Origin of the sequence: Glaesserella sp. (genome assembly GCF_041817755.1) — a bacterium.
GTDB lineage: Bacteria > Pseudomonadota > Gammaproteobacteria > Enterobacterales > Pasteurellaceae > Glaesserella.
Genome location: NZ_JBGYBX010000010.1, coordinates 47,909 through 54,955 on the forward strand (window position 1 = coordinate 47,909; position 7,047 = coordinate 54,955).

The following is a 7,047-nucleotide window of genomic DNA, read 5'->3' on the forward strand; positions in this document are numbered from 1 at the left end:
TGGGCGAAACCGACCGCTTGTTACGTCGGTATTAAATGGATTTGGCGATTAAATCACCCATTTCGGACGTGGACAGTGGTGTTGATTTATCGGCTAAATCCGCTGTGCGATAGCCATCCGCCAACACGTGTTGCACGGCATTTTCGATAGATTTTGCCGCTTCTTCCAAGCCGAAACTGTAACGCAGCATCATGGCGGCAGAGAGAATTTGAGCAATCGGGTTGGCGATATTTTTTCCGGCGATATCCGGAGCCGAGCCACCGGCAGGCTCGTATAAACCAAAGCCTTTTTCATTCAGGCTTGCCGAAGGCAACATGCCCATCGAGCCGGTGATCATCGCACATTCATCGGAGATAATGTCGCCAAAGATGTTTGAGCAGAGTAACACATCAAAGAAATCCGGTTGTTTGATGAGCTGCATGGTCGCATTATCGATATAGATATGATCGAGTTTGACTTCAGGGTATTGTTTCGCCACCTCATTGACGGTTTCACGCCACAGGATTGAGCTCATTAGCACATTCGCTTTATCGACGGAAGTTACGTGTTTAGTGCGTTTCATTGCCGTTTCAAACGCCACTTTGGCGATACGTTCGATCTCGTAGCGGTGATACACTTCGGTATCGAAGGCTTTTTCATTCTCGCCTTCACCTTCACGACCTTTCGGTTGACCGAAATAAATGCCGCCGGTTAATTCGCGCACGGTCACCATATCAAAGCCTTTTGCCGCAATATCGGCGCGTAACGGGCAGAATTGCTCCAAGCCTTTGTACAACGTAGCGGGGCGGAGATTGCAGAATAATGCAAAGTGTTTGCGCAGCGGTAACAACGCACCGCGTTCTGGTTGCTCGTTCGGCGGAAGGTGTTCCCATTTCGGACCGCCCACGGAACCGAATAAAATCGCATCCGCAGCTTCACAACCTTTTAGCGTGACATCGGGTAACGCTTTTCCGTGGTTGTCGATGGCAATACCGCCGACATCATAGCGGTGATAATGCAGCTTGAAACCGTATTTTTGTTGGACGGCATCAAGCACTTTGATCGCTTGTGCCATGATTTCCGGACCGATTCCGTCACCGCTTAAAACGGCAATGTTGTAACTTTGCATATAAATTCCTCAATTTATTGAAATAAAGAAAGGCTGTAATATAAAACATTTTGAGCGGAAATGGATCGGTTTTCGTGAATTATTCGGTATGATATGCCGTCATTAAGTACATGTTGGGTAAACCATGAAAAAACAGTGGATAAAATGGGTGTGTTTTGCAATTTTTGTCACGAATCTCACCGCTTGCGGCACGATTAGCAGCTTGGCGGAAGGGGATTATGCGGTCTATGCCGGAGTGAGTAAAGATTTCCAAGCCATTCAAGAAGGCGGGATATTAAGTGTGTTCGCGGTGATTGACTTACCGTTAAGTTTTGTGTTGGATACCTTGATGTTGCCCGTGACGTTAAGTCGTTAGATAACATAATATTTGCGGGGCGGACCGGTGTGTCCGCTCCTACAAACTATTTATTTTACATGTCGTACTGTCGCAATATAGTTACAACTCACATCCCGATTCAGCCAAAATTTTTCGGTCAGCGGATTAAAGTGATAACCGACCATTTCATCGCAATTTAAATTCGCCTGATCGCTCCATGCCAATAATTCGGCGGGCTTGATAAACTTCTCAAATTCATGCGTGCCTTTCGGCAACATTTTCAGCACGTATTCCGCTCCGACAATCACTAACATGTACGCTTTTAACGTCCGATTAATCGTGGAAAAAAATAATCTCCCGTTCGGTTTAAGCAACGCTTGGCAGCTTTGAATAACCGATAACGGTTTAGGGACGTGCTCCAACATCTCCATGCAGGTAATTACGTCAAATTTTTCAGCATGACAAGCGGTCTGATCTTGTAAAAAATTTTCAATTGTCGTTTGTCGGTAATCGATTTGTAACCCGCTTTGTTCGGCGTGTTGTTTAGCGATAGCGAGCGGTTCCGAGGTCATATCGATACCGGTGACCGTTGCGCCGAGACGTGCCATCGATTCGCTTAAAATACCGCCGCCACAGCCGACGTCCAATACCTTCTTGCCGAATAATCCGCCGGACTTTTCATTAATGTAAGCTAATCTCAACGGGTTTAGCAGGTGAATCGGTTTAAAGTCTCCTTGCGGATCCCACCAAGTTTTTGCCATTTTTTCAAATTTTGCGATTTCGTGTTGATCAACGTTACTCATGATATGCCTTAGGGTGAATGGTCAGTGGCGGCATTCTAACGTAAATTCGGCAAAATGGGCGAAATCCATCGACATCATGGCATACAAAAAGCCTAAAAAACAACCAATCGATTAGTTTTTTTAATTTGTTGGATGAATTTTTTTAATTTTTTTGTTTGCAAATTAGAAATTGCCTGCTAGACTTCGCCCCAGTCAACATAACATCTTTAATTTTAATTCGGAGAATAACAATGAGCGACTTAAACGCCCTTTTCCAAAAAATCAAACAACGTGACCCGAACCAAGCGCCGTTCCACCAAGCGGTTGAAGAGGTGTTCGGTAGTCTTGCCCCGTTCTTGGCGAAAAACCCGAAATATACCCAACAAGGTTTATTAGAGCGTATCGTTGAGCCTGAGCGTGTAATTTCTTTCCGCATCACTTGGGTGGATGATAAAGGTCAAGTACAAGTAAACCGCGGTTATCGTGTACAAATGAACTCGGCGATCGGCCCTTATAAAGGCGGTATCCGTTTCCACCCGACGGTAGATTTAGGCGTTTTAAAATTCTTAGCCTTTGAACAAGTCTTTAAAAATGCGTTAACCACATTGCCGATGGGCGGTGGTAAAGGCGGTTCGGATTTTGACCCGAAAGGCAAATCCGATGCGGAAGTGATGCGTTTCTGCCAAGCGTTTATGAGCGAATTGTTCCGTCATATCGGTGCAGATACCGACGTACCGGCAGGTGATATCGGCGTAGGTGGTCGTGAAATCGGCTACATGTTCGGTCAATATAAAAAATTACGTAATGAGTTCACCTCTGTTTTAACGGGTAAAAGCTTAACTTGGGGCGGTAGCTTGATTCGTCCTGAAGCAACTGGCTACGGTACGGTTTATTTCGCCGAATCCATGTTGAATACCCGTGGTCAAAGCATTGAAGGCAAAGGCGTGGTGATTTCAGGTTCCGGTAACGTGGCGCAATATGCGGCGGAAAAAGTGATCCAAAAAGGCGGTCGCGTATTAACCGTTTCGGATTCAAACGGCTATGTGCTATTCCCGGCAAGCGGTATGACCGAAGCGCAATTAGCGGCGTTATTGGAATTGAAAAACGAACGTCGTGAACGTTTATCCGTGTATGCCAAAGAGCAAGGCATCCAATATTTCGACGGTCAAAAACCGTGGGGTGTAGCTTGTGAAGTGGCGTTGCCTTGCGCAACCCAAAACGAATTGGATACGGAAGATGCGAAAACCTTACTCAAAAACGGCTGTGTCTGTGTGGCGGAAGGGGCGAATATGCCTTCTACATTAGGTGCGGTTGAAGTGTTTATTTCGGCGAAAATCCTTTACGCGCCGGGCAAAGCCTCGAATGCGGGCGGTGTAGCGACTTCAGGTTTAGAAATGAGTCAAAACGCAATCCGCCTCTCTTGGAGCCGTGAAGAAGTGGATCAACGCTTATTCGGTATCATGGAAAATATCCACCAAAACTGTGTGGAAAACGGTGCGGAAGGCAACGGTTATGTGAACTACGTCAACGGTGCAAACATTGCGGGCTTCAAAAAAGTGGCAACGGCAATGTTGGAACAAGGCGTTATCTAATCTCGCTTAATGCTATAAAAAGCCCGTGTCGGTTGAACTGACACGGGCTTTTTTATGGCTTACAAGCGGTCGGTTTCGGCTTGAATTTTACAAATCGTCCGTTATTCGACGGTTACCGACGTGATCACCACATCTTCTTTCGGCACATCTTGGTGGAAGCCTTTATTGCCGGTTTTCACGCTTTTGATTTTATCAACCACCTCCATGCCTTCCACCACTTCACCGAATACGGCATAGCCCCATTCTTGTACCACTTCACGACCATGCATTTCTTTTGAACGGTAATCTAAAAAAGTATTGTCCGCCACGTTAATAAAAAATTGGGATGAAGCGGAATGCGGATCAGAAGTACGAGCCATAGCAATGGTGCCGCGCTTATTACTTAAACAGTTGTTGGCTTCGTTTTGAATCGGTGCGCGGGTCGCCTTTTCGATCAAACCGGCTTCCATTCCGCCGCCTTGAATCATAATACCGTCAATCACACGGTGGAAAATTGTATTATTGTAAAAGCCGTCTTTACAATAGGTTTCAAAGTTTTGTGCGGTAATCGGTGCTTTGTCAAAGTTTAATACGATTTTGATGTCGCCGAAGTTTGTATGCAGGGTAATCATAAATGTTCCTTAAATCGATAGGGTAAATAAGGCGGACGATAATAGCAAAATTAATGTAAAAAAAGCAAATCAGCTAAACAATGGCTAAATTTTTGTGCGCCATACGGAAAATACTCTTATCTACAGCGTTTCTTTTGTTTGCTAAACTTATTGCAATTAGATTGTGTTTTGTATATCATTTGGTAAATTTTTGTCAAAATTATATTTAAGTATAAATTCATTTAGATCTTTGAGGTGGTTTATGAATAAGATTTACAAAGTGATTTGGAATGCTGCAACAGGGACGTTCGTTGTTGTATCGGAATTGACCAAGTCAAAGAGCAAAACAAAATCGAAAAATATCAGAAAAGTCAATACGATAACCATGATGACGTTGCTCTCTCTTGGTGGTGCCGGTGGTAGTGAGGCTTTGGCGGCATCTGTTGCGATAGGCGGAAATGATTCTTCTACGATAGGCTATGCCGTTAAAGGCGGGGCGGCAAGTACAGGAGCGAACTCCACTGCAGTGGGAGATCTCAGTAATGCCAGTGGATTGGAAGCTTTAGCGCTTGGTTATAACGCAAGCGCTGCAAGTAGTTATGCGTTGGCAATTGGCGCCAATGCGAATGCCAGAGGCGGAAACTATGTTATTGCATTAGGTTCTAATTCATCGGCTAACGGTCAAGGCGCTTTTGCGATCGGGCGTAGCTCGATTGCTCAGGGAAACTATTCGCAAGCCCTTGGTGATACCACAAAAGTATACTCGGCGTATTCTACCGGAATGGGGATCGCAAATACTATTGGGAATAGTTCGACTAATGCAACATTATTAGCTTCTTGGAGTAAGATTGCAGATAATTCTGCGAATGCTAGCCTTATTGGATATAGAGCTAATGTTTCCGGCGTTAACAGCATCGGTATCGGCTATGCCGTAAACGTGAGTGCGGCAGATGCTATTGCGCTTGGACGCCAATCAAATGCGGCGCATGCCAATTCCGTGGCATTAGGAGCAAACTCGACGACATCCGCAGTCAATACCAGCAATGCCGTAAATTATGCTTATAATGCAGATAACGGTTCATCCACAAACTCAGCAAATTTCGCAGGGCAACCTAGTTCGACAAACGGTGCAGTTTCCGTCGGAAAAGTGGGGGCGGAGCGTCAAATTCAACATGTAGCGGCAGGGAGAATTTCTGCCGATTCCACCGATGCGATCAATGGTAGTCAGCTCTATCAAGTAGCGACAAATACCGGTTTCAATATCCAAAATAACGGCAATGCCGTTTCCCGTATCAATAATAATGGACAGGTGAATTTTACTGACGGCAATTATACTACCGCAGTCGTTACTGATGGTGAAAATAGCTCAACGGTTAAATTTGACGTGGTTACAAAATCATTGGCGAATATTAACGGAAAAGTTGTCTCTAATCTTGGCAATGACGGATTAGTGACATCAAATACAGTCGCTTCAGCGATTAATAGCTCCGGTTTTACTTTAAGAGCCAATAGCGATACTCAAAATGAATCACTGATCAACCCGGGCGATACCGTTGTAATTGCAGAAGGGCAGAATATCAATGTTACTCAAGTAGGTGAGACGATCACCATCAAAACCGTAGACTCGCCAACATTTACCTCATTAACGACAACCGCAGATGCGACCATTGGCGGAGCCTTGACGGCAAACAATGGCGTGCGGGTGACATCCGGTGCCGTGAATTTTAGTGGTACAACGTCAGTGAATATGGGAAATAATATTGTTACCGGAGTTATGGCCGGGGTTAATGCGACGGATGCGGTTAATAAAGGGCAGCTCAATACCACCGACAGAAGAGTGGACTCGGTAGAAGCTACAGCCAATACTGCGCGGGATACGGCGAATCAAGCCAAATTAACCGCAGATAGCGCGACAAATACTGCGACAACGGCACTTGATGCGGCAAATAATGCGGATAGCAAAGCAGATCGAGCTACGTCTATTGCAAATGATGCGAATCAAACGGCGAGAGCGGCAAATTCGGCAGCGATTTTGGCAGAGGAAGCCGCTGATAGGGCAAATACTACAGCAGTAGCTGCAAATACAAAAGCCGACAGTGCATTAGCAAAAATTGATTTGGGATGGAATATTCAAGGAACCAGCAGTGAAGGTGGTGCGATTAATGTCGATAGCCGTTTAGAGCAAATCGAGATGGGCGAAACAGTTACATTAAATGCAGGTAAAAATATTAATCTCACACAAGCCGGAAGTACTTTTAGCATCGCAGTGAATGACTCACCAAGTTTTATCAAGGTGACGGCAGATACAGTCGAAACTAACTCATTGATTACCACAGGTGCTGCAACAATTGGCGGGCAATTGTCTACAGCAGGCTTATTAACTGCAAAAGCAGGTCTGTCCGTTATTGGAGGTAGTGTTGATTTGACCGGAACAACATCGGTGAATATGGGAAATAATATTCTAACCAATGTTGCCCCGGGGCGTGAACTCACGGATGCAGTGAATAAAGGACAATTGGAAACGGTTAATGCGACAGCAGGGAATGCATTATCTACCGCAAACAGCGCAAGCAGTACGGCGAATACGGCAAGTGATGTCGCTACTCGGGCTCATTCAACGGCAACAAGTGCATCAAATACCGCATCAACGGCTCTCAAT

The 7,047-nt window shown here is 45.3% G+C and carries 6 protein-coding genes; 3 read left to right on the forward strand and 3 right to left on the reverse strand.

Annotation, left to right across the window (positions count from 1 at the left end; genetic code table 11):
• Positions 1 to 31: 31 nt before the first annotated feature.
• Complete coding sequence (gene leuB, locus ACEYKX_RS00830) at positions 32 to 1,108, reverse strand: 3-isopropylmalate dehydrogenase (RefSeq protein WP_373767478.1); 1,077 nt, start codon at positions 1,106 to 1,108, stop codon at positions 32 to 34.
• A 124-nt stretch (positions 1,109 to 1,232) separates the two neighbouring features.
• On the opposite strand from leuB, the gene ACEYKX_RS00835 reads away from it, so the two are divergent.
• Positions 1,233 to 1,463, forward strand: coding sequence for a YceK/YidQ family lipoprotein (locus ACEYKX_RS00835; RefSeq protein WP_373767479.1), 231 nt, complete (start codon positions 1,233 to 1,235; stop codon positions 1,461 to 1,463).
• A gap of 50 nt (positions 1,464 to 1,513) precedes the next feature.
• Here ACEYKX_RS00835 and ubiG read toward each other — a convergent pair whose 3' ends face one another.
• On the reverse strand, positions 1,514 to 2,227 hold the full coding sequence (ubiG, locus tag ACEYKX_RS00840) for a bifunctional 2-polyprenyl-6-hydroxyphenol methylase/3-demethylubiquinol 3-O-methyltransferase UbiG (protein ID WP_373767480.1): 714 nt from the start codon (positions 2,225 to 2,227) through the stop codon (positions 1,514 to 1,516).
• A gap of 230 nt (positions 2,228 to 2,457) precedes the next feature.
• Here ubiG and gdhA point away from each other — a divergent pair, with 230 nt between their 5' ends.
• On the forward strand, positions 2,458 to 3,798 hold the full coding sequence (gene gdhA / locus ACEYKX_RS00845; RefSeq protein ID WP_373767481.1) for an NADP-specific glutamate dehydrogenase: 1,341 nt from the start codon (positions 2,458 to 2,460) through the stop codon (positions 3,796 to 3,798).
• Positions 3,799 to 3,899: 101 nt separating this feature from the next.
• On the opposite strand, the gene ACEYKX_RS00850 is transcribed toward gdhA, so the two are convergent.
• Complete coding sequence (locus ACEYKX_RS00850) at positions 3,900 to 4,409, reverse strand: peptidylprolyl isomerase (protein ID WP_373780355.1); 510 nt, start codon at positions 4,407 to 4,409, stop codon at positions 3,900 to 3,902.
• A gap of 241 nt (positions 4,410 to 4,650) precedes the next feature.
• Between ACEYKX_RS00850 and ACEYKX_RS00855 the strand changes: the two genes are divergently transcribed.
• On the forward strand, positions 4,651 to 7,047 hold a 2,397-nt coding region (locus tag ACEYKX_RS00855), incomplete at its 3' end, for an ESPR-type extended signal peptide-containing protein (RefSeq protein WP_373780356.1).